We start from the raw sequence: 22,968 nt of genomic DNA, 5'->3' as shown, positions 1-22,968 counted from the left end.
TCTGTTATAGATTGTTCTTTAAGCCTACTGAAAAAGAATGAGAAGTTCAAAAAATAGATGTCAATATTACTTTACTTATTACTATCTAAATATTTCTTATTTTTACACATCTTAGGTTTAATATGGCAACTACAAAATATCCCATTTTCTGCAACAATTGATTTATAAGAGCTTGAGTAAAGCCAAGAACCATCAATAGTAGGTTTAAAATACTGAGCATGTGCAAGTGATGTAAAAAAAATTGGACTAATTGCAACAAACATAGCTATTAAAGTTATTTTTTTCATAATTTTCTCGCTTTTTAAAATTTTATTTTGTTTGTTCACAATATTTAAATTCCATATTTATGTCAAGAAAATATTTGTTACTTTAAAAAATAAATCTTATTTAATAACCTATCACTCAATAGAAAATTAAAAAGGGAAGCGAGAATAGAATAAATTTTAATATAGAAGACTCGCTTTCTAGAAACTTTAATAATTTTTTCAGAAAAAATAATACTATCAGATTTTTGAATTTCGTTGAATGTTGCAATAGCTAAAAGTAAAGGAAAAATACAAAAAAATCTTATTCGAAAATTAGCTAATGGTAATGTTTTAACATACTCTAATGAGTAACTAACATCATTTTTTGCCAACATTAGCATTTCTTTTATTGCTAAGCCAGATTGCTGTTTTTTTTCTGGGAGTAAAAAATTAGAATGATCTAAACCATACTTTTTTAATAAATTTTCGGGTATATAAATTGAATTTTCATTATTAGCGTCCCAAACAATATCTTTTAGAATATTTACTGTTTGTAAAGCTTCACCAAATAATATGGAGTTTTCATTTAATTGTTTTAATTTTTGAACAGTTATGCAACGGCCATGAATAAACCAAAGATCTGTTAATAATACACCAACAGTTCCTGCAACATAGTAACAATATTTTTTATACTCTTCAACGGAAGATATTCTTATTCCTTTTGGATAACGCCTGACAAAATCAGCCATACCATATGCCATCTCAATCACGCACTTCTTTAGAACTTCCTTTGATTCTTCTTTTAGATTTTTAAAAACAACGAAGACTTTATCAAGATTTTCAAGTAAATTAATATGTTGTTTATCTCCTGATAATTTTTTTGCGAGATTTTGATACTCTTTTAAAAGAAAATCATTTTCAAAGCACTTGGGAAACTCTTGTAAAAATTTTTCTTTTAAAGAGACATCTAAATCTTTATCATCTTCTATCGTATCAATTATTCTACAAAGTAGGTATCCAATAAGAACAGAATTTTGTAACTCTCCTGATAAAAACTCAATCCCAATCGCAAAAGATCTCGAAACATTAGGAAGTATGGTTAAGCAATATTTTAACGATTCTTGATATTCAATATCTAGTTTCTGATTAGTCGACAAATCCATTTAAATTTTCTTTCTTAAACCTTTGGAAATGGTATCTGAATAAAGGAATTAAAATTAACCTGATGACCAGGAATAACTCGGGTAGGAGGAGGCTCTAACCCATTTCCAGGCCAAGTAACTTCAATTTTTTCAATAACTGGTTCATTCGGTCCCAATCCAAAATGCGCTACTGGCTCCATTTGACACAAATATCCACTTCCAGAGCATATAAATTTAGTTTGGGTTTTAAAATTTTTTACATGTAGTCTAACTTTTGCCCCTAAGGCTGGAAAACCATTTTTTGTAAGTGGCTGAATTCTTAGCCAGTGATTTCCATTTGGAACTCCAAGAAAGAGTTTATTCTCACCAGGTAGTAAGTCTCCAACTGTAATAAAAATATCTAAAAATCCATTGCCTGTAAGATCACCTACAGCTGCACCTGTGCCATTGATGTGTTTACTTGCCATAGAGCCGATATCCAACTCTTCCCATTCTTTATTTCCTAAATATCTCAACATTTTATTTTTATTTCTGTTTGTATTGATAAAGATTTCTTCATTTCCATCATTATCAAAATCTGCAACGATGATACTTCTAATACTTCTCGGTTCACAAAATAATGCTGGAGAAAGATTTTCAAATTCTCCTTCTTTCGTTTGAAAAAATATAGAATTTTCACCTTCCCATGTTCCTATTACTAAATCTGCGAGTCCATTCCCTTCAAAATCAGCTACAGCAATTCCTCTAGCATGGTTTTCTTTATCTGTTAGCTCATATTTTGAAGCCACTTCAACATATTCTTTTGAATTTTGTTTTGAAAACAAAGCATTAGGATCATTCTCATTGCCGATAAAAATATCAATTGCATTATTATTAGTTATGTATTGCGCTAATACACTTCTTCCACCAGCAAATTGCCTAATTCCAAGTTGCATAGATAATTCTTCAATTTGTTGTTTTTCCTTATCATAGCTATAAAATAGACTTGGAGCATTGTAGTTTACAACATAAAAGGCATGTTTGCCATCCCCATTATAATCAACAGCGGCAACACTACGTCCAGCATATGGATTACTTAATTGGGATTTTTTTCCTAGATAATCTTTTAAAAGTAATTTGTCATCTGAAGCTTGTATAGGTACAAATAAACTATCATATTGAGTTTTCATACCTGCAAAAGTATCAGAATGTAGCATATAAATGGACGGAGTTCCATTTCCCAAAAAATCACCAACACATAAGCTTATTGTTGCATACTTTTTGGCTTGAAAATTTTCAGGAGCTATATTTATAAACGTTTGGGATTCTTGATTATACTTATAGATTATATTACTTCCACTAGCATTTGCGATTAAAATTTCAGGATCATTATCACCATCTATATCAAATATAGCAACTCCAAAGTATTGAGAAGGAAAATTATCTTCTAATACAAACGAAGCATCTTGAAAAAGTATCTTATTTTTCTTATTTTTACTGATCATTATGAACCTATAGTATTTAAGAGAAGTACCCTACATCATCCTTAAACAAGTAACTAATCTTACTTACAGGAGACTGTAAAAAAAGAAAATAATTTAATGATTTAATTTAAATAAAGTGAGTTTGATCACGGATTGGGGGGATTTTCATCTATTTGTTTTACAATTTCAGCATTATTATCATTTTCATCATACTTTAAAAACGCAATAAAAAGAGTAAAAAATGCTGGCCCAAGAACTGCACCAACTATACCAAACTGCGACATACCTCCAAGAATAGCTAAAAACATCCAAAAAAAGTTTAAATTCACCCCGCCTTTCATTAATAAAGGACGCATTAAATTATCAACTATACTTATCAAAACAGAACATAAGATTATCCCAATTGTAGCTCCAAGGCGACCTTGGCTAAAATAACACCAAGCAGCCGCCCCAAGCATAATTGGCGCAGTTCCAATGATTGGGATGAATGATGAAAAAAAGGCAATAATTCCTAGTAAAGCAAATCTCGGTATTCCAAAAAAAGCTAAAGAAGACGTTATTAAAATTGCTTGTAAGGAAGAAACTAAAACATTTGCAACAATTAATGCTTTTAAAACTGCAGAAATACTAGTTCCTATGAGAATTCGTTCTTTTTCCCAAGGAATTATTTTAGGCAAAATAATATTTCTATAATGTTTTCCATAAATTAAAAAGAAAAACCAAGTCAAAATAAATATTATAAATTTTAAAATCATTCCTGGTGTACCAGTGATTGCAGTACCAAACCATGAAACTAAAAAAGTACCAGCTTTCTTTAAAATTTCTGTTCCTTTTAGTAAAAGTTCATCAGATGTGTAGTGAATTGAAAATTTGTCTAAAAATACACTTAAATTATCAGATGATTCTTTTATAAAATTTGGATTTTTTAAATCTGTATCCAAAGAATTTATTAAAGCACTTAATTCTTGAAATCCTGAAGAGATAAGTGTTAAAAAAGGAGCAATAATTGCTGCAAGAGTTAGAACAACTAAAAATAAACTTATAATAATTTTCCAAATTTCTTTTTTTAAATCATATTTGTAAATAATTTTTTCTAATAGAGGTTCATATAAATACGCTAAGGAAATCCCAATTAATATTGGAATTAAATAAGGAGTCAAAATCAATAAACAACCGAGTAAAGCTAATATAAAAAAAATATTTTTCTTTTTAATAGTATTAAGCAAAGCGCACTCCTTTGATAGTAAGTCGCTAAGCTTAACTTTTATGCTTTACTAGATGCGAGATACTTAGCACCAGCGACTTTTAAAACTTCAACTATTTCATCTTTAAATGATAGGTTACTTTGTTGCAACTCAGCTACCATTTTTTCAATGTTACGTTCTGCGTCTATATAATCAAGAGCTACCTTAAAAATTTGTTCTGTTTCCATAGATTCTAGCCAATTAAGTCCTTCTCTATAGATCACATGACTTGCCATATGTGCACTTAAAATAGCTATTTTATGTGCTCTTGGTAGTCTATTAAGAATTCTGTCTTTATATTTTTCAACTAGAACTTTAGGACAGTGTTTCATTAGAACAAATGTAAATTTACCAGCTGATAATTCTTCATCACTAAGTTCATTTAGTTTATTTAACAATATATCTTTTGCTTGATTAATTTCAGCTGATATTTCATAGCTTAACTTAACTAAATCAGTTTCATTTTTATTTTTTAACCATTCTCTAAATAAGAGTTTAGCTTCTAAATCTGCATTTCTTCTTATTATGTCTAAAACTTGCTTAACATATATATCTTTAATTTCAGCAAATTCTTCTGGCAGAATTGTCAAACAGGCAATTATTTCATAAGAAGAACAACTCACACCTGCTTTATTAGCTGAACTGTCTTTTATGACAACAACTCCACTATCAACAATTTTTTGTCTTGCTTCTTTTGTAAAGAAGATGTTTGCACCTTCTACTATTGCAAGTGAACTTGGTCTACCATTCGGTAATAAATACTTATCCCAGTTACTTTCTTTAACAGTATAGGGTCTACCTCCTGCTGGAATAAAAATTTCAGCTTCTGCAGTAGCATATAGGCTGTCTCTAATTCTTGTATTTTCTTTAGTATTAGCCGCAATGACAAATGCTTTAGAATCTCCACTAAGTTTATTAGGATTAAACTCAACAATAGATTTTGATTCTTTAAATAATCTAAGCAATTCTTGCCAATTGAGTCCTTTAGGATCGTATGCCGCTCCAAAGCCATCACCTATAGCTATAACACGGCAACGCTCACCATATTCACGGTACAAAATATTCAACTCGTTCCCAGCAACATCTCCATCTGGTCCGCCTGTCATTTTGACTCTAAAGTTTGAATTTTGTAACCCTAAATAACGTAACACATTGTCAACATAAACATTCACACCTTCTGAGGTAACACCATATGTTTTATGATTGATTCCAAAATCAGGTTTAGATGACATAAATGCATATGCATATTTATATTTTCTATGTAAAGCGTGTTGAATAATCCAAACAATAAGATCATCAGTTAAATTTTCATCTGGTCCAAGATAAATAATTTCATCTTTACCGTAATAATCAATAATACCATCAGCAAGTACACCAGTTTTAGGATCTGTTACTATTAAATCTAACAATCCTGAAATTGCAGCTTTCACAGCTTCATTTTTATCTCCACCAGGACGGACAACCATCACACATTTACTTCCGCCTTCAGGAATGTCTTTATTTTTCAACTGCTGAGCTGATGCAAGGCCATTAACCTCATCAAATATACCTGCCAAAGCATTTTCATAATCGCCAGAATTTCTCGGCATAACAACTCGCATTCCACCGCGTGAAATATCGCGGTAACGCACTTGAAATGCCCTAAAATTTCTACCAATCATATAAAAAATACCATATGGTGTTTCTGGATAATATTGTTTATCTAAAATGGTTGGATCCATGCGGAATGTTAAACCACCTTTTGATATTAAAAAATAATTTGTTTTTAAAATATGTGATAGAAAGTTTAATCCTTCTTTTAGAATATTTTTTTCAACAATATCATTTAAATCAGAATAAATAGCTTTTATATAATCATAAAAAACTGCTGCTTCTTTTTTTCTATCACCTTCAAAACGTGGATCAAATCTAGCTCTAAAGTAACGAATACAATATTCCATATAGTTAAAATTATTTGCAATTACTTTTGAAACTCTATCAGTTGAATAGTAATAAGGGTTCTGCTTAGTTAAGAAAATATGAACCCAATTTGCCATTGCTCTAACTAGGTTTGTTTCATTAAGGCTAAATGGACTGTCACCTAATAATAAATTGGAAAATTCATCTCCATGATCAACATAAGAAAGAGTTTTTAAACTTTTTAAAACTTTTCCCCAAGCTTTCATATTATCGGTGATTACTTCTCCAGTAGGGCTAGCAGCTATCAGATGTAGAACTGTAAACTTTTGATTATTTGGCATATTTATTTCATTAGCAAGAAGTCTTCTTACTTGAAAATTATATCTTGTAAAAATACCGATGATATTTTCCATTGCTGCATGAACAGGAAAATGTTTTAAACAGATATCTACTCGCACACGCGCATCTTTTGTTTGCTCATCTACAATAGTAGTTAAATTTACAAACGTATTTTCATTTTCTATGTTATAATTAACAGCTTCGTATGCAATTGCCATTTGTTTAACAGTCGCTATTTCAACATAGTCCTTGTCCAATGATTGGATAAAGGCATCGACCATCACTCTTGATTTGCTTGCTAGTATTGTTTTTAAAGAATCAAGTTTATCTTTAGCATTTTTAGATTCCCAAGTAGCAGAATTGTTATATGGAGCTTGATAAAGTTCACATAAACCTATTTTTTTATCTAATGTATTAAACAATCTAGCATTTTTTGCATGGTGACGATATAAAAGGGAAGCTATCTTCACTGTTGCGGATGAATGTTCACCTGGGGCAATTAACGTTATAGTTTGGGAAGATGCTGAATATCTTTCTGCAACTTGCTTCTCAGCAAGAACTTTTCCCGATACTATTTCCAATATGTCATCCATTATTGCTTGTTGCGAAGTTGACCATAAATAAAGGGGAGGCATTTGTGACAAAAACCACGATACAGTATTTTCAAGACCCTTAGATATTTCATCCAGAATCCCTCTTTTTGCATTTCCTTGCGCATTTGAATCAGTAATACCCGCAAAAAATTTCTCTATGTTAGCAGGTTTTAAATACTCAGAAGGTTCTAAATCGGAATCTAATAATTCGACTTCACTTAACCACTTTTGACTATGAATCTTGAGCATGGTCATGATACACTCCACGGCGTTAAAAAGTTGAACAAAGTATTTCCTTGTTCATAAAATCTTAAAATGTAATTAACACATCAAAAGCGACTTGCAAATTTCTTCCTATCGATTCTGGCTAGTAAACTTCAGCTATAAATTATACATGAAAGGGGGTTAAAGAGTAAATATCTTTAATTATTAAAATTTTTAAAAATTAAAAATTGTATTTTTTTAAACTTTTAACTAAAAATAAAATCCAGACCTCAATTCTCCCAAAAGTCACAGTTGAATTTGGAATTAAATATTTTATAAGTTTTATTTACTTTTTTATTTCTAATTATTTCAAACTTATTTAAGCCATTGCATTTATTATTTTATTATAATACATTCAGTATTTATAATCACTGCAGTGATTATAAATAAAACTATTTTACCAATTTAATATATTTTTCTGTGAGTTTATTATGCATAGCCCAAAAAAAATTGAACTCATTGCTGAGGTCGATTACTATATTAATGAAGATGGAAATATGGTTTTTACTAAGGAATATCATTTAAAAAGAGGGTTTTGTTGTAAATGCGGGTGCCAACATTGTCCCTATAATCACAACAAAACAAAAGAGGAAAATTAATTATTTAATAACTAAATTTACCTAATTTCACTTTCCCACGAAATACCCAATATATAATTGCAGTATAAGATAAAACAAAAGGCATTCCACAGAAAGCTATTATTTGCATAATAAATAACGTTTTTTCAGATGAAGCGGAATTATAAATTGTTAAACTATAATCTGAAGATATACTTGATGTGATTAAATTAGGAAATAATGCTGCACCAAATAAACTTGTAAATGCAAGAAGAGTAAAAGAAGATGAAAGGAATGCATAGCCAGCTTTTCCTAAAAAAACTGCTCTAGGAATGTTAGCTATTGAAAGAACGTTAATAACAACAATTATCCAAAGCCAAGGATGTTCTTCAAAATTATGCAAAGCTCTTGGTATAAAAACTAATGTGTAGATAGTGGTAAATATATAACAGACTATAAAACAACCAAAGGTATGCCATATCCATCGATGTACTCTCTCCTTTAATTCACCCTCAAGTTTTAAATATAAATAAATAGATCCATGCATAGCAAAAGCAGTTATTGCTAAGATACCTGTGATAATTGAATAAGGATTTAGCAAATCAAATACTGTCCCTGCGTATTCTTTATCAGATCCTACCAGAATGCCACTTAAACAATTTCCAACAGCAACTCCAAACAAAAAAGTCGCCAGCACACTAGCAGCAAAAAAACTCCAGTCCCAAAAACTTTGCCAAATTTGCGATTCATGCTTACTTCTAAATTCAATAGAAACAGCTCTAAATATTAACGCAAAAAGTAACAGCATAAACGGAAGATAAAAACCTGAAAAAGCTGTCGCATATGCATCTGGAAAAGCTGCAAATAAAGCACCTCCAAATGTTACTAACCAAACTTCATTACCATCCCAAAAAGGCCCGATTGAATTAAGAAACAATCTTTTTTCATGATTGGTTTTAGCGAGAGGATGTAAAATTCCAACCCCTAAATCAAAGCCATCTAAAATAGCATATCCAGCTAATAGAATTCCTAATGTTACAAACCAAAAAATATGTAAATCCATTTTAACCTCTTATAACTTATTTATTCCTAATTTTTCTTTTATTTCATTATCAGGACCATGCTTTATTTTGTTATTAATTACAAAAATCCAAACAAACAAAAGTAACAAATAAATAATCGTAAAAAGTATAATTGAAATTAAAATTTCTTCAGCTTTAACAGATTTTGATAACCCATCAGGAGTTCGCATTAAACCATATACAATCCAAGGTTGCCTCCCTACTTCTGTAGCTATCCAACCCGCTTGGTTTGCAATAATTGGTGCTAAAACAGAGATAGTATATATTTTCATTAACCATTTATTTGTATAAAGTTTATTAAACTTAAGAAGTAACATAGAAAGTGATGTAATAAATAACATATACATCCCAAGTGAAATCATGATGTGATATGTTTGAAAAGTAATTCCAATGGGAGGACGATCTTCTGGTTTAAATTGATCCAAGCCTATAACTGGAGTTGAAAAATTGCCATGGAGTAAAAAACTTAAGCCGCCTGGAATTTTGATTCCATATTCAACTGTTTCTTTTTCACTATTAGGAATACCAAATAAATATAATGGAGCTCCACCAGTTCCTGTATGAAAATGACCTTCCATAGCAGCCATTTTTGCTGGCTGAGTTTCTGCTACCCTTTCAGCTAAAAAATGCCCAGAAGTTGCTGCAAGTAAAGAACCCACAAAACCTAAAATTAAAGCAATTTTAAATGATTTTTTAGCAACCTCAAGATGTCTATTTTGTAAAATATACCAGGCACAAATACTCATGACAAAAAATGCGCCCATTAGCCAACAACCAATGATTGCATGAACAAGCATACGCATACTGGAAGGGTTGAAAACCATAGCCCAAAAATCATCTATCACTGCTTTTGTTTGTAACCCCTCACCAATCAAATGATATCCGGCAGGTGTTTGCATCCAGGCGTTGGCAATAATAATCCAAACTGCAGAAAACATTGAACCTAAACAAACCATTACAGTTGAAAAGAAATGCATTTTAGGACTTACACGATCCCAACCAAAAACAAGAATAGCTAAAAAACCTGATTCTAAGAAAAAAGCAAAAATACCTTCTGCAGCTAAGGCAGAACCAAAAATGTCACCTACAAATCTTGAATATGAGGCCCAGTTAGTCCCAAATTGAAATTCCATGACCAAACCTGAAGCAACACCCATTGCAAAATTTACAGCAAAAATTTTAACCCAAAACTTTGTTATGATTTCATAAATAGGATTTTTAGTTTTTAAATACATTCCTTCAGTAAAAACTAATATTAATCCCAAGCCAATTGAAAGTGGAGGAAATAAATAATGAAACATGATGGTTAAAGCAAACTGAATTCTTGCAAGAATTTCAGTAGATAACAGATCAACCATAAATCTCTCCTTACGAAAAATTTACATAGAGATTTACAGCTAACATTGGATATGAAATCACAAATTAAAATAAGGCAGCAAATTGTTGCATAGAGACTACTAGTATAAAATAATTAAGAGTCAATACTATCAAAGTCTGCTTTATTTTCAATAAATGCTTTAATTCTGCCTTTTACACTATCAACAAAATTTGGGCTATTCATTATTTCAACTAAATTAAAATATTTAACAGTTTCTACCTCGGCACAATGGACTCTCTCTGGTTCATCATCCATATAATGTTGATTTTCTGGTATAGCTAAATAAACAATTCCTTTAATAGCACCCATTTTCCATTGTCTTGTGACTTCTTTATATCTAGTAATATTCCAACCAACTTCTTCTTTTACTTCACGAATCATGCCAAACTCAGGATATTCATTAACTTCACAATTGCCACCAATAAAGTCCCATGCAAAATCATGATAATTTCTCTTCATTAATAAGCATTCCCATTTTTCAGGATTATCTCTTGCTAATTTTATAATTTCATCCAAATCAAGTGTAAAAATTTTGCTTCTTAATTCAAGTTCGCATGGTCTTAAAAATAAAGCACAACCAAAATATGGAGAACTTCTATTATTTATTTCAAATAAAGCTTGCGATCTTATTTTTTCATATAAAGAAGTGTCTTCAAATAATGATTCTTCAATTTTTGAATATATTTTTTCTCTTGGAACATTTTCTAATTCCCAAGAACATTTATTGGAATATATTTCATTATGATATCTTGGAATTAAATGCCAATGCAAATGATGACTTATATTTGCAAATTTGACTAAATTTATCCGTTTACAATTTGTTACTTTACGCAATGCTTTTTCTAAACAGACTAATGTATGCAGAGTATCCGGTAAATCTGAAGGCCGGATATCAGATTGTTCATATATATGTCTTTTAAAAATAGGCATTAAAGCCCCTGGCCATTTTTCAGCAAAAGGACTTTTAAATATGTAGAGATTATGACCACCATCAAAAAGAAAGTCTTTATCGCTGTTTGCTAAACGCAACCTAGAACATAACCCACAATTATCATTAAGTTTTATATATGGTGACAACATTTGCCAATTATCCTTCCTTTCCTCTAATTTTCTCATGTATCTTGTCGACAAGTTCATTAAGAAAATTTTGCCGATTTCACAGGCGCAATTGATTTTACGAGGTTCATATGCAGCTTTTTGGATCCTATCTTGTAAAAAAAGGATATGTAACGCCAGGACAAGTTATGACAGCATTAGATATTCAAAAGCAAACATGGTTACCGATCGGGAGAATTGCGCTAAATGAAGGCAAACTAACTGTTGAACAAATCTTCCAAATCCTGAATAAGCAAGCTGAAATGGGCAAACCTTTTGGAGAAATAGCTGTCGCGCTCGGAATGCTAAAAGATGAAGATGTGGCTCAACTGCTATCAATTCAGCAAAAAAACATTCGACCTATTGGACAAATCTTTGTAGAACTGGGATACATAACAAAGACTGATATGGAATCAGCTTTAAGTGCGTTTTTAAAAGATCCAGAGTCATGATGAAAAAATTTAATTTAGAAGAAGAAAATTTGCTGCGACAAAAGGGATATATTCAATTTGCGCAGGTAGGTCGCCCTCACGGTTTGAAGGGCGCATTTTTTTTGAAAACACCAGACAGACGAACCGAGTGGGATGGTTATAAAAAGCTTTTAATTCAAATGTCTGAAGGCTTTTTTGAGACCAAAGTCGCAAAAACTTATAATAGTGGACAAGCGCTGGCAGTACATCTTGAAGGCTTTGCCACTCGTGAAGAAATAGAACCTCTTTATAATAAAAATATTTATGTCCATGAAAGCGAAATTTCATTAGATGAAGGAGAATTTATAGTAGGTAAGCTCATAGGTTTTAAAGTTTACACTGAAAATAAAGGTCTTATTGGCACAATTGAAGGAGTTTCCTCTTTTGGAGCGCAAGATAATCTAGAAATTTATGTTAATAAGTATCGAAAGGTTTTTTTATATCCATTTTTAGATAATTTCGTCACACATATTTCTGAAAGTGAACAAAAAATTGAGATAAAATATGTTCCAGAATTTCTTGAGGAAGACTCCGAGTGAACAGTAATCTCAAATTTTCTGTCATAACTTTATTTCCCGAAATGTTTCTTCCTCTACAAAATGAAGGAATTATTGCACGTGCTATAAAAAACCAACAAGTTTCTCTTAATACAGTATTTTTAAGAGATTTTTCAGATCATCCACGGAAAAATGTGGATAAACAGCCTGCTGGTGGCGGGGATGGAATGGTGCTCAGAGCTGACATTGCGGAAAAGGCCTTATTATCTGTTTTATCTCCAGATGCTTTTGTAATAAATTTAACCCCATCTGGAAAAATATTTGATTCCAACCTTGCTAAAACACTTGCAAAAAAATCTCATTTAATTCTCTTATGTGGAAGATATGCTGGTTTCGATCATCGATTAGAATTAGAATATGCAGATATTAACATCAGTATAGGTGATTTTGTTCTTTCCGGCGGGGAATTACCTGCAATGTGTCTGATTGATTCTGTAACTCGTTTTATACCTGGTGTTTTAGGGAATGAAGAAAGTGCTCTCTTAGACAGTTTTGAAGATGGGCTCCTTGAAGCTCCGCAATACACGCATCCTGAAGAATTTCATGGGCTTTCTATACCCAAAGTTTTACTCTCTGGAGATCACAAAAAAATAAAAGAATTTAATCGCAAAGAGCAATTAAAAGTAACCGCACGTAATCGCCCAGATCTTATTCTTTCTAAGTGGGATGAATTCTCAAAACAAGAAAAAATAATTATCGAAAAAATTTGGAAAAGTGGTTAGATTTCTTTAAATATCTGTTTTTTACTTCACTATGACAGTGAATATATTTATGCTATATAATTTTAGTTATCTTTTATATTATTCGAAAGGTATTTGAAAATGCAGAATCTTCGTTCGCATAATTGCTCTGAACTCAATCTCAATTTTATTCATCAAAAAGTCACTTTAATGGGTTGGGTGCATTCAAAACGAGATTTAGGCGGTCTTATTTTTATAGATATACGAGACAACTTTGGCATTACTCAAATTGTGATTCACCCAAACTCATCTTTTTTTAATGAAGCTAGCCAGGTAAGACAAGAATCAGTTATTCAAATTAAAGGAATTGTAGCAAAACGTGAAGGTGCTATAAATCAAAAAATTCCTACTGGAGAAATTGAAGTCATTGCTGATTTTTTTCAAGTAGAGTCTCCTTCCGATATTTTACCTTTTCCAATTGCGCATAATCCTAAACAAGAAAGTGAAGATACAAGACTTTCATATCGTTTTTTAGATTTACGTACAGAAAAAATGCATAGAAATATTTTATTTCGATGCCAAGTAATTCGATACATTCGTGAAAAAATGCACTCATTAGGATTTAATGAATTCAATACTCCAATTTTAACGAGTAGTTCCCCTGAAGGAGCACGTGACTTTCTTGTACCAAGCCGGTTACACCCAGGCCAATTTTATGCTCTGCCTCAAGCACCTCAGCAATTCAAACAGTTATTAATGTGCTCTGGATTTGACAAATATTTTCAAATTGCTCCATGCTTTCGCGATGAAGACCCCAGAGCTGATAGAGCACCTGGAGAGTTTTACCAATTAGATGTGGAAATGAGCTTTGTCACTCAGGATGATGTCTTTAATGTAATTGAAGAGCTAATGATTGGATTATTTGAGAATAATCAGTTTTCTCAACGAAAAATTCTACCTTTAAGCAAATTTCAAGATAAGTACATTAAAGCAAATAGAAAATTTCCTTGCATCCCTTGGCATGATGCAATGGATAAATACGGTATTGATAAACCAGATTTACGCTATGGTTTAGAAATGCAAAATGTAGAAGAAACTTTTGCTCACACGCAATTTGCAGTTTTTAAAAATATTCTTGAAAGCAAAGGCATTATTAGAGCAATTGTTTTACCAAATTCTGCTCAACAAAGTCGAAAGTTTTTTGATGATGCCGATGCCTATGCAAAAGACGTTGGACTTGGTGGACTTCCTTGGCTTGCAGTAAAAGACGGCGAATGGAAGGGATCAATCGCAAAACAATTAAGTGATGCAGAAAAGAAAGCGCTTGGTAATCAACTTAAGCTTGAACCTAATGACACTGTCATTTTTATTATTGGAAAAGAAAAATTAAAATCCCAAACTGCAGGCGGAAAAATAAGAAATTATTTCGCCGAAAAATTAAATTTAAAAGATGAAAGCAGTTGGGCTTTTGCCTGGATAGTTGACTTTCCTATGTATGAATTCAATGAAGACGAGCAAAAAATAGATTTTTCACACAACCCATTTTCTATGCCACAAGGAGGTATGGAAGCTCTCCAAAATAAAAATCCACTTGATATTTTAGCATTCCAATATGATCTGGTATGTAATGGAATTGAATTATCCTCTGGAGCGATTCGCAATCACAGGCGTGATGTCATGAAAAAAGCTTTTGAAATTGCTGGATATTCAGAATCAGACGTAGAAAATAAATTTGGTGCATTATGGAATGCTTTTGCCTTTGGTGCCCCTCCACATGGTGGAATAGCTCCTGGTATCGATAGAATGATCATGTTACTTTTAAATGAACCAAATATTCGGGAAGTAATAGCTTTTCCATTAAACCAAAAAGCAATGGATCTTTTGATGAAAGCACCAAGCTCTGTATCTGAAAAGCAATTAAAGGAAATTCATATCCAACTTAAACATGAATAACTTTTGAAGACTATCGAGGAAAAAGTGCTTTATCTTTTTAAAAGGCTCGATTTAACAAACCAAGTTCAAAATAGTAACAAAGCTATATTTTTATTTTATATAGTTGTATTGTTAGTTTTCTTACCTTGCAAAATTTATGCAAAAGAAAAAATAACACTTTTAACTCCTCCATCCCCTGGGGAGTTCTATTTTGAAGTTGCACAAGAAGTTTTTAAAATAGGAACGTTAAATATAAAAACTCAAGTGGAAGCTTATCCCAGTATCTATAAAAAAATGAATTCTACTACAGTAGATAGTAAAGAAGTTTATGCCACAATCGCTGTATTAAATGATAGTAACAATAAAAAATATCATAATGTTTTTAATATTATTAGTATTGAAACTTCTTTTTTTACTTTAAAAGAGAATAAAAAGAAATCAGAAACTGTTGATGAAGTAAAAAATTTAAAAAAAGTATGTGTCTGGTTAGATTCAGTACTAAATAAATATTTAATTAATCAAGGATTCCAAAATCTTTTTCCCGTCCCAACTTTGAATCAATGCATAACCATGCTATTCAATGGTGAAGTTGATGCTTTATATTCTTCAGAAGCACCATTGATTAAATCTACTAGAACTCTTGGACAAGATCTGAGAAAACTGAAAAAAGGATACACACCAATGCGAGTAACCTTTTTCTTAGCAGTAACAAAAAACGCTTCCTTAGAAACTATTAAAAACTTAACAAACTCAGGAAAATTGTTAAAATCTTCTGGAAAGTATGATCAAATACTCGATAAATATCGAAAAGATCTTTATTTACCTTAGTTTTATCTAAATAACATTTTCGAGGAAAAAATGCCGAACAACCTTACACTAGAAAATTTATCTTATAATTCTATGCTCAGTTCGCAATCATCATTTGATGACTCATGGCGTTACCCGCTTTCTATTTTACTAGGCATTGGATTAGCAAGTGGAGCTGATTTTATTGAATTTTTTTTACAAAGAGGGAATCACTTAAGTGGATTAGTTGAAAATGGTAAAGTAACTGCAATAAATCCAAGCTTGTCTCTAGGCGCTGGTGTTAGAGTTTTCAAGGGAAAAGAAGATTGTTATGTTTCCACAAATGATGTCAGTTTTAATGGATTAAAAAGAATTCTAGAAAAAGCATTAGATATTCATTCACTGAAAATAATGCAAAATAGAATTATAAGTGAAGTAAATTTAGAGCCACTTAGAGACTATGGCTTATTAAGAAACAAAAATAATTGGCTCAATCAAGGAAGCTCAGTTAAAGAAATTTGTGATGTTTTATTGCAAATAAATAATAGACAAAAAAATATAACTAAATATCTAAACAGCGTAACAACAAATGGTTTTAGAGATTGGCAAGAAGTACTGGTTGCTGCAAGTGACGGAATTTTTGCAAGAGATATTCGTTTAAATCAAAGCTTATCTGTCCAAGCTGTTTGTGTGGATAAAGCACATAGAACTTCTTCGCATAAAAGAATTGGTGATGCTTCTAATCCTGCTTTTTTTAAAAATATCGATGCTGAATTACTTACAAATTCATTAGCTGAAATTGCAGGAAATATGTTGCATGCAGAATATGTTCAATCAGGAACATATCCAGTAGTTTTAGCAAATAAGTTTGGTGGAGTGATTTTCCATGAAGCATGTGGACATTTACTAGAAACAACTGCAGTCCAAAGAAATTCAACTCCTTTTGCTGATAAAAAAGGAGAAAAAATAGCACATGAAAATTTAACTGCTTGGGATGAAGGGTTTTGGGAAAATGGTTTTGGTTCCTTAGATATGGATGATGAAGGAATGCCAGTGCAAAAAACCCTACTCATAGAAAATGGAGTATTGAGAAATTTTTTAAGTGACAGAATGGGGAGTTTATTAACAGGCCATCCAAGAACTGGAAGTGGAAGAAGGCAAAATTATACTTTTGCTCCTGCAAGCAGAATGCGAAATACTTATATTGCACCTGGAAAATATAGTACAAATGATATGATTTCGAGCATTGAAAAAGGAATCTATTGTAAAAACTTAGGTGGCGGAAGTGTTAACGGAACTGGTGACTTTAATTTTGGTGTAGAAGAAGCTTGGTTAATTGAAAATGGAAAAGTTACAAAACCAATTAAAGGGGCTACTTTAATTGGCCAAGCCGAAGATATCATGCATAAAATATCAATGTCTGGAAATGATTTAGATATATCAGCAGGGTTTTGCGGTTCAGTAAGTGGCAGTATTTATGTCACAGTTGGACAACCACATATAAAAGTAGATGCTATAACCGTTGGTGGGCGATAATAAAGGATTCATTTATGTCATTAAATATCGAACAAATAAAATCAGATATAGATTCCATTGCAAGATCTTTGGGTATTAAAAAATATGATGTTTTTGGATCTGCAAAGGAAGAAAGCTCAGCAAGTGCAAAAAATAAAAAACCATTTGGCCTAAATTCTGCAAGCAAATCCTATTTGTTAGTTCGTGTATGGAACGATAAACAGCAAGCAGGAGTAACAAGCACTTCAAATTTAACTTATGCAGGTTTAACCGACGCTCTTATTTTAGCTCATTCAAGTGCAGAATATGCTTCAACAGAAAATATTTATAATTTTAGTGAATATTGCCAAGATTCAACTGAAAATATGCAAATAAGTAATAATCAAGAAAATAAAATTACGATGCAGGATTTAGTAGAAAAATGTATTGCTGCTGAAAGTAAAATTTTAGACCACTCGCCTATTTTCAAAAGTGTTCCTTATAATAAAGTTGGTGATTCATTTTCCAAACGATTTTATTTTAATAGTTTAGGTGCATTTAAAATATCCGAAAATAATATTGCTTACTGCTACTTTTTTCCTTTAGCGCAAGAAACAAATAAAATTGCTAGAGAAGCAGGACATATCTCAATTTCAAAAGGATTTAAAAATTTAAATGTCATTGACTGTGCTGACAAAGCTATTAAAAAAACTGAAAATCATTTAGATTATATCAATATTAAGTCAGGGAAATACAAAACAATATTTTCGCCCGAAGCATTTTTAGACTTGCTTTATGCATTTGGCAATTTCCTTAACGCACAAAATATCTTAGATAAAAAAAGTTTATTGAATATAGAAAATTTAAACACCCAAATTGCTTCTAGCATTTTAAATTTATCAGATTCCCCACTCCATGTGGAAAATCCAGATCCTTGTCATTTTGATGAAGAAGGTACTTTAACAAAAAATATAGATATCATCCAAGAAGGAAAACTTATAACATTCTTACATAGCAGTTTTACAGCTCAAAAATTTAATACTAAATCAACAGGACACTGTCATTTAGGATCAAAACTTACGATTTCCCCATATTTTTTACATGTCAGTAAAAATCATAAAATACACATAGATCAAGAATTTTCTTTAAATCAAGAAAATAATGCAATTTATGTTGAAAACGTCAAAGCTTTACATGCTGGTGTCAATGCTTTACAAGGTTCTTTTTCTTTACCATTTGATGGCTTTTTTATTAAAGATGGAAAAAAAACAAGTATAGAGTCAGCAACTGTTGCTGGTGATTTTTTAACTCTATTGAGTAATATTATTTATATTGATGATAACGAAACTGTCACGCACAAAGGTATATCACCTAACATATGGATTAAAGAATTATCAGTGACTGGAAATAGTTAATTCATTTAAATTGCTTTCAAATATATGCTTCAAAGAATTATCTGTGATTAAAAATAATTATTCATTTAAATTTTTTTCGAATTGAATTCAATTGATCATAACTATATACTTTTTTTTCAATCTTAATTATTCGATATTTATCCAGCATTAAACTGTCTATGTCTTCACTATCTGTTGATAAAAATATAATTCCCTGATACATTTTCCGCAAATCTGAAACAAAATCTTTAAAGCTTAAATTTGAGTTATTCCCAAAATAGTAATCGGAAATAATAAAATCAATCTCATTGGTTAATTTTGACTGCTTATTAAATTGCTGCAACAATTCTTCTGGATAAAGAAAGGAAATTGTATTTACATTTTTTAAAGCTCTTTTCCAACTTCTAATTATAAGGGGATCATCATCTAAAACAATAATACTTTTTTTATTCGCAAAATCAGAATCAAATTGCAAATTTCGATGAAAACTACTTTCCAACTTAAAACTATTTGGCAAATGAAAAATTTTGTTATTATAATGAAATTTTTCTGCTGGCAAATTAAAAATAAATTCTACACCCCTATTTGGAATATTAAAACACTTAATACTTCCGCCGTGTAATGTAATTATTTTTTGCACAATTGCTAAACCTAATCCCGTCCCATTGCTTTTATTTAAGGTAAAAAAAGGTTCAAAAATTTTATCAATAATATTTGAAGGGATAAATGAATTACTATTTCCAATACAGATCTCAAGAAATAACTTATCATTTATCTTTTTTTCTTTACTATAAATCCATATACTTCCTTCATAATTCATTGCTTCATAGGCATTGCTTAGCAAATTTATAAAAACTCTGATAATTCTTTGCCTAGACACTAATAAAACTAAATTAAAATCAATTTTATAATTAAAACTAATATCAACAGCTCTATTTCCAAAAGATATTTGCGATAAAGCAGCTAAAATAATATCCTCTATAGGAACATGCTGGATATTTTCTACTTTTTCAATTGAAGCTTCCATAATTTCATTTAAAAAATGATCTACATAGTCGATAGAATCAAGAAGCGAAACTTCAAATTCATTAATAAAGTTTCTTAATTTTATTAAGCTAGAAAAATTTTTAATTTCACCTACAAAATATCTCAATTTTGAAAATGGCTTTCTTAAATCATGTGCAATAAAATGAGCTAAATTACCTGCAGCAGATAGTTTTGAATTAAGAAGTAATTGATTTTGTAAAAATTTCGAATATCTTAAGTAATAATCAAAGATCAGCGAAAGTGATTCTAATTCATTTTTTACATCAGTTTTATATGTTTTATCAATTTCATTTCCAACTCTAACTTTTAGTGACAAAACCTTATTTATAATATTTTTTGTAAAAATTTTATAGCCAAATAAACTACAAAAAATAATAAATACCAAAATAATAATTGAATATATATATACTAAAATATTACTAGTTCTTTTTTGAAAAGATAAATTTGTTTCAATGTTTAAATTATTAATATCTATCTCATTGCCAATTTTATTAATTTTTATTATTTCTGGAAATTTACTTTTTATGTCTTCAATAGAAATACTTACAGTAATAAAACCATTATTTTTACTTGAACTTTTTTCAATGTAATAAGTAATGGGAGTTATAAAATTTATTTTTTTCTTTTCATTATCTAAGAATAAATAACCGCTATTTTTAGGCAATACGTTAAAAATATTTTCAATAAAATTAATTTTATTTAGATTTGTATATACTAATTTTCCTCTTGAGTTATATATATTCCATTCACTCCATTTAAAGTCTAAATTTGATATTTTTGATTTAATTAGACTATTTAGTTTTTTTCTATTATTTTCCTCATTATCAATAGTAGAATTTAAAAGAAACTTTAACTCTTCTGACTGGAGAATTGATTGAATTGTGTTTTGATACTTATAAAGTGAGTCAACTAATTCTAATTCAATACTTCGTCTTAATTGTGTATTTGCTAAGTCAATTCTTTTATTAGAGCTAGCAACCAAAAATGCTAAGATTCCAATTGAAAAAAGAAAAGGCAATACCAAAGATAAAAATAGAATATAGAAGTAATAGACTTTTAAAGACCATTTGGAATGTAACATTCAGTCAATTGTACCTCAAACACTTTAACTTAACAAAAATTAGTTTCTTTAATAATTTTAAATTTTTATCCAATTTTTTAGTTGTTATATTTTTAATTTATATCAAATTTAAAATTAAATTATGCAATAATATTCATACTTAAAAGCCATTTTGACTTTTCAACAGAAAAAAATTTCCTACTTTAAAGTAACAATTACATTTAATATTTATTCAGTCAAAAAAAATTCATAATCAAATCAATTTTCAACATATTAAATTTACAAGATAATTTTAAGTTCAAAAAAATTTTTAATATTAACAAATAATTCAATAATATTTGTATACTTACAAAAAAAAATTATATATATTTAAATTTATTAAATTTTATAATTTTATTTATAAAAAAAAGTAATTATAACTTATTTCAATATACGAATATATTTTGTTACTTATTAAATTAATTTAATATATTAATTATATTAAATTAATTTATATATTTATTCTATTTTTTAATAATTAAAAGGATTAAACAAGTGATAAAAAATATCTCTTTTTATTTCATGCCTTTAGTTTTTATAATTCAAACTCAAGCATTATCAGTTCAATGCCACATCACAGGTGAACAAATCCCTACGATTAAACAAATACCTTTATCTAAAGAATCGGAAGCTTATAGAGGTTACAAAGTTGCATTAGATAAAATTAAAAACCATGCAAAAAATAAAAATATAATAAGTTTAGCCTATGCAGAATTGATTAATATTAAAAGAAATGAAGTTAAAAAATATTACGCAGTGCAATCTGAAGATGGATTTAACAATGTTAAAAATTCTGGATTTAACGAATTTTATATAAATGAAATGCGGAAAGAAGATCCTGATTTAAAGATCATAAATAGAATTTCAAAAGAAAATCTTCAGAAGAATGAACAATATATTCTTAATATATATTCTTATAATAACAAAAATTTTCCAAATAAAACAAATGATTATTTACAAAATTTTTATAAAAATACGAAACAATATAATATCAAATCTAAAATATATTTAAGCTCAAGTACTGAACTAATTTTAGAAAAATCGCAATACAATACAAACTATGCTATAATTGAAAATGTAACAAAAAATGATGAATTATACACTTTTATAAGTAAGCAAAAAGAATTTATTCCAGTAAAAAGCAATACAAATGGAGTAAATTTATTTCCAGTTAGTGATGCTTTGACTAAATTTGCAGGAGTAGAATCAGTTTATTACTTGCATGTTTTAGTTCCTAATAAAGCCAATCAAGTAAATTCTTGGTTTCATAATAGGGAAACTAGTTCATATAAACTTGAAGCTGATGGATTTATTCAAAATATTGGAGTAAAAAAATATAAAATTAAAGAAGGAGAAATTCATCCAGTTGACGTAGTTTCTATTGATTTGAATGAAGCTAAAAAACAATACAAACTATATAATTCACTTCTCATAAAAAAAGAAGATTTACAAAATAATAAAAGTGCAATTTTTCAGATAAAGTTTGACAAGCCAAGCTCTTTCATAGAGCCAAAAAATATTATAGCTGATACAACTTTAGGAAAGAAACAATTTGATACTTTTAAAGCCGCATTAGATAAAATTCGTGTCAAAATAAAAAATCCAGTTGAAACTACTTTTAATGAAAGTGATAGAACTTCAGTAGAAGATTTAAGAAAGAAATATCTAAACGACTTAACTTTATCAAATAAAGGAAATATAAAAACTGTTGCATATGCTATTCTTGAATTGAGTACAAAGTCAACATCTCTGGTAGGTGAAATACCCACAGAATACTATACAGTAAGCGGTACAAATATTAAATTTAACAATAACGAAAAAACAAAACAATATTTTGCAAATTATTCAGCTGAAAATACAAAACTTCCTGCGTTTAAAGTTGAAGATTCAAATAACTTTTTTTTAAATGAAATAAATAGTCTGCAATCAAATCTTGAAAAGGACAAATTAATTGATGCATCAAATAGAGAATTAAATACTAATCAAAGAGATGCTGATGCAGAAATTAAGATACTTGAAACTTTACTAAACAAAACAGAAAAATCAGGCATAAATACTGAAGGTAAATTAACAATTTATTCATCTTTACCTGTATGTTTATCATGCACAAATGCTTTTCATTACTTTAACAGACTAAGGCCAGATCTAAAAGTAGAAATATACCAAGTACTGCCAAAAAATTTGAAAGACTTATATAATTAAAAGGAC

18 protein-coding genes are annotated in these 22,968 nt (G+C 29.8%); 9 read left to right on the top strand and 9 right to left on the bottom strand.

Annotation, left to right across the window (positions count from 1 at the left end; translation table 11 throughout):
* Window positions 1–71: 71 nt before the first annotated feature.
* The 5 genes from GOY08_RS00905 to GOY08_RS00885 all read right to left on the bottom strand — a co-directional run bounded on the left by GOY08_RS00905 (window position 72) and on the right by GOY08_RS00885 (window position 7,180).
* The gene (locus GOY08_RS00905; protein WP_158996684.1) at window positions 72–287 is read right to left on the bottom strand and encodes a hypothetical protein; all 216 of its coding nucleotides are present in this window, start codon (window positions 285–287) and stop codon (window positions 72–74) included.
* 77 nt (window positions 288–364) lie between these two features.
* Window positions 365–1,408, bottom strand: coding sequence for a squalene/phytoene synthase family protein (locus tag GOY08_RS00900; protein WP_158996683.1), 1,044 nt, complete (start codon window positions 1,406–1,408; stop codon window positions 365–367).
* A gap of 14 nt (window positions 1,409–1,422) precedes the next feature.
* The gene (locus tag GOY08_RS00895) at window positions 1,423–2,871 is read right to left on the bottom strand and encodes a CRTAC1 family protein (RefSeq protein ID WP_158996682.1); all 1,449 of its coding nucleotides are present in this window, start codon (window positions 2,869–2,871) and stop codon (window positions 1,423–1,425) included.
* A 125-nt stretch (window positions 2,872–2,996) separates the two neighbouring features.
* Window positions 2,997–4,076 (bottom strand): AI-2E family transporter, encoded by a 1,080-nt coding sequence (locus GOY08_RS00890; protein ID WP_158996681.1) that lies wholly within the window; start codon window positions 4,074–4,076, stop codon window positions 2,997–2,999.
* Window positions 4,077–4,114: 38 nt separating this feature from the next.
* Window positions 4,115–7,180 (bottom strand): NAD-glutamate dehydrogenase domain-containing protein, encoded by a 3,066-nt coding sequence (locus GOY08_RS00885; RefSeq protein ID WP_158996680.1) that lies wholly within the window; start codon window positions 7,178–7,180, stop codon window positions 4,115–4,117.
* A gap of 440 nt (window positions 7,181–7,620) precedes the next feature.
* Between GOY08_RS00885 and GOY08_RS00880 the strand changes: the two genes are divergently transcribed.
* Window positions 7,621–7,788, top strand: a complete 168-nt coding sequence (locus GOY08_RS00880; RefSeq protein ID WP_158996679.1) for a DUF5522 domain-containing protein — start codon at window positions 7,621–7,623, stop codon at window positions 7,786–7,788.
* Between the two features lie 4 nt (window positions 7,789–7,792).
* Here GOY08_RS00880 and cydB read toward each other — a convergent pair whose 3' ends face one another.
* The 3 genes from cydB to GOY08_RS00865 form a co-directional block, all read right to left on the bottom strand.
* Complete coding sequence (gene cydB / locus GOY08_RS00875; RefSeq protein WP_158996678.1) at window positions 7,793–8,809, bottom strand: cytochrome d ubiquinol oxidase subunit II; 1,017 nt, start codon at window positions 8,807–8,809, stop codon at window positions 7,793–7,795.
* Between the two features lie 9 nt (window positions 8,810–8,818).
* Window positions 8,819–10,186, bottom strand: a complete 1,368-nt coding sequence (locus GOY08_RS00870) for a cytochrome ubiquinol oxidase subunit I (protein WP_158996677.1) — start codon at window positions 10,184–10,186, stop codon at window positions 8,819–8,821.
* A 113-nt stretch (window positions 10,187–10,299) separates the two neighbouring features.
* A complete protein-coding gene (locus tag GOY08_RS00865; RefSeq protein WP_158996676.1) occupies window positions 10,300–11,286 on the bottom strand; it encodes an NUDIX domain-containing protein in 987 nt (328 codons plus the stop codon).
* Window positions 11,287–11,393: 107 nt separating this feature from the next.
* Here GOY08_RS00865 and GOY08_RS00860 point away from each other — a divergent pair, with 107 nt between their 5' ends.
* The 7 genes from GOY08_RS00860 to GOY08_RS00830 all read left to right on the top strand — a co-directional run bounded on the left by GOY08_RS00860 (window position 11,394) and on the right by GOY08_RS00830 (window position 18,635).
* Entirely contained in the window at window positions 11,394–11,753 is a 360-nt protein-coding gene (locus GOY08_RS00860) for a hypothetical protein (protein ID WP_158996675.1), read from the top strand.
* Entirely contained in the window at window positions 11,750–12,310 is a 561-nt protein-coding gene (gene rimM / locus GOY08_RS00855) for a ribosome maturation factor RimM (RefSeq protein WP_158996674.1), read from the top strand. Before GOY08_RS00860 ends, rimM begins: the two co-directional genes overlap by 4 nt.
* Window positions 12,307–13,050, top strand: coding sequence for a tRNA (guanosine(37)-N1)-methyltransferase TrmD (gene trmD, locus GOY08_RS00850; RefSeq protein ID WP_202914004.1), 744 nt, complete (start codon window positions 12,307–12,309; stop codon window positions 13,048–13,050). Before rimM ends, trmD begins: the two co-directional genes overlap by 4 nt.
* Window positions 13,051–13,149: 99 nt before the next feature.
* A complete protein-coding gene (gene aspS / locus GOY08_RS00845; RefSeq protein ID WP_158996673.1) occupies window positions 13,150–14,961 on the top strand; it encodes an aspartate--tRNA ligase in 1,812 nt (603 codons plus the stop codon).
* A gap of 24 nt (window positions 14,962–14,985) precedes the next feature.
* The gene (locus tag GOY08_RS00840; protein WP_158996672.1) at window positions 14,986–15,768 is read left to right on the top strand and encodes a substrate-binding periplasmic protein; all 783 of its coding nucleotides are present in this window, start codon (window positions 14,986–14,988) and stop codon (window positions 15,766–15,768) included.
* Window positions 15,769–15,798: 30 nt separating this feature from the next.
* Complete coding sequence (locus GOY08_RS00835) at window positions 15,799–17,262, top strand: TldD/PmbA family protein (protein WP_158996671.1); 1,464 nt, start codon at window positions 15,799–15,801, stop codon at window positions 17,260–17,262.
* Between the two features lie 14 nt (window positions 17,263–17,276).
* Window positions 17,277–18,635: a TldD/PmbA family protein gene (locus tag GOY08_RS00830; protein ID WP_158996670.1), complete on the top strand. Its 1,359-nt coding sequence runs from the start codon at window positions 17,277–17,279 to the stop codon at window positions 18,633–18,635.
* 61 nt (window positions 18,636–18,696) lie between these two features.
* Here the strand turns inward: GOY08_RS00830 and GOY08_RS00825 are convergent, their stop codons facing one another.
* Entirely contained in the window at window positions 18,697–20,742 is a 2,046-nt protein-coding gene (locus tag GOY08_RS00825) for a sensor histidine kinase (RefSeq protein ID WP_158996669.1), read from the bottom strand.
* Window positions 20,743–21,255: 513 nt separating this feature from the next.
* Here GOY08_RS00825 and GOY08_RS00820 point away from each other — a divergent pair.
* Entirely contained in the window at window positions 21,256–22,962 is a 1,707-nt protein-coding gene (locus tag GOY08_RS00820; RefSeq protein ID WP_158996668.1) for a deaminase domain-containing protein, read from the top strand.
* Window positions 22,963–22,968 lie beyond the last annotated feature (6 nt).

Origin of the sequence: Pigmentibacter ruber (assembly GCF_009792895.1) — a bacterium.
Lineage (GTDB): Bacteria > Bdellovibrionota_B > Oligoflexia > Silvanigrellales > Silvanigrellaceae > Silvanigrella > Silvanigrella rubra.
The sequence above is the reverse complement of the archived record's forward strand: the minus strand, read 5'-3'. Positions and strand labels throughout refer to the sequence as shown.

Excerpts from the sequence above, each read along its gene's own strand:
- GOY08_RS00905 (WP_158996684.1), bottom strand. The coding sequence starts at position 287 with ATGAAAAAAATAACTTTAATAGCTATGTTTGTTGCAATTAGTCCAATT.
- GOY08_RS00900 (WP_158996683.1), bottom strand. The coding sequence starts at position 1,408 with ATGGATTTGTCGACTAATCAGAAACTAGATATTGAATATCAAGAATCG.
- GOY08_RS00895 (WP_158996682.1), bottom strand. The coding sequence starts at position 2,871 with ATGATCAGTAAAAATAAGAAAAATAAGATACTTTTTCAAGATGCTTCG.
- GOY08_RS00885 (WP_158996680.1), bottom strand. The coding sequence starts at position 7,180 with ATGACCATGCTCAAGATTCATAGTCAAAAGTGGTTAAGTGAAGTCGAA.
- GOY08_RS00880 (WP_158996679.1), top strand. The coding sequence starts at position 7,621 with ATGCATAGCCCAAAAAAAATTGAACTCATTGCTGAGGTCGATTACTAT.
- cydB (WP_158996678.1), bottom strand. The coding sequence starts at position 8,809 with ATGGATTTACATATTTTTTGGTTTGTAACATTAGGAATTCTATTAGCT.
- GOY08_RS00870 (WP_158996677.1), bottom strand. The coding sequence starts at position 10,186 with ATGGTTGATCTGTTATCTACTGAAATTCTTGCAAGAATTCAGTTTGCT.
- GOY08_RS00865 (WP_158996676.1), bottom strand. The coding sequence starts at position 11,286 with ATGTTGTCACCATATATAAAACTTAATGATAATTGTGGGTTATGTTCT.
- GOY08_RS00860 (WP_158996675.1), top strand. The coding sequence starts at position 11,394 with ATGCAGCTTTTTGGATCCTATCTTGTAAAAAAAGGATATGTAACGCCA.
- rimM (WP_158996674.1), top strand. The coding sequence starts at position 11,750 with ATGATGAAAAAATTTAATTTAGAAGAAGAAAATTTGCTGCGACAAAAG.
- aspS (WP_158996673.1), top strand. The coding sequence starts at position 13,150 with ATGCAGAATCTTCGTTCGCATAATTGCTCTGAACTCAATCTCAATTTT.
- GOY08_RS00835 (WP_158996671.1), top strand. The coding sequence starts at position 15,799 with ATGCCGAACAACCTTACACTAGAAAATTTATCTTATAATTCTATGCTC.
- GOY08_RS00830 (WP_158996670.1), top strand. The coding sequence starts at position 17,277 with ATGTCATTAAATATCGAACAAATAAAATCAGATATAGATTCCATTGCA.
- GOY08_RS00825 (WP_158996669.1), bottom strand. The coding sequence starts at position 20,742 with ATGTTACATTCCAAATGGTCTTTAAAAGTCTATTACTTCTATATTCTA.